The organism is Faecalibacterium sp. Marseille-P9590, assembly GCF_017377665.1.
Lineage (GTDB): Bacteria > Bacillota > Clostridia > Oscillospirales > Ruminococcaceae > Faecalibacterium.
In genome coordinates this window covers 1-816 of sequence record NZ_JAFREF010000029.1, presented here as the reverse complement: position 1 = coordinate 816, position 816 = coordinate 1, and the positions used below count along the sequence as shown (strand labels likewise).

Below are 816 nucleotides of genomic sequence, written 5' to 3'. Positions count from 1 at the left end.
CTTCTTTTCCTCTTCCTTTTCTTCCTTTTTCTCCCCCTTCCTCCTTCTTCCTTCCCTTTCTTTTTCCTCCTCCCTCCCTCCTTTCTCCTCTTCTTCCTTTCTCCTTTCCCCCTTCTTCCCTTTTTCCCCCCTCCTTCTTTTCTTCTTTCTTCCTCTTCTCCTCCTCTCCCCCTCTTTTCCTCTTCCTGCCTTTCCTTCCCCCCCTCTTCTTCTCTCTTCCTTTTCCCTCCCTCTTTTTCTCCTTTCTTTTTCCTTTCTCCCCCCTCTCCTTCTCTCTCCCTCTCTCCCCTTCCTTTTTTCTTCCCCTTCTTTCTTTCCTCTCTCTCTCTCCTCCCTCTCTCCTCCTCTCTCCCCTTTTCTCTCCCTCCCTCTCTCCTTCTCTCCTCTTCTTCTTTTTTCTCCTTTCCTCTTTCTTCTCCTCCTTCTTCTCTTTCCCTTTTTTCCTTCCCTTCCTTTTCCTTTTTTTCCTTTCTTCTCCTCCCTTTCTTTCTTTTTCCTTTCTTTTCTCCCTCCTCTCCTTCTCTTTCCTCTCCTGGGCGAATTTCTTCTTTGCGCTTTTTCTTCCTTTCCTTCTCTTTTCCCCCTCTCTCTTCCTTTCTTCCCCCTTTCCCTTCCCTTTTCTCTTTCTCCTCTTTTTTCTCTTCTCTTTCTTTCCCTCTTCTCCCCTTCCTTTCCCCCCTCCCTTTCCTCTTTTTTCTCCCCTCTTCCTTCTTCTTCTACTTCCTCTGTTCTTTCCCTCCCTCCTCTTTCCTTCTCGAAAAAAACCTAGGTACCCTCCCCCCCCCCCCCCCCCCCCCCCCACCGACAACGAACCGT

The 816-nt window shown here is 48.8% G+C and carries 1 protein-coding gene; it reads right to left on the bottom strand.

The window, feature by feature from the left end; genetic code table 11:
• A partial coding sequence (locus J3349_RS14280) for a hypothetical protein (RefSeq protein WP_207677831.1) occupies window positions 1-816 on the bottom strand: 816 nt, incomplete at both ends.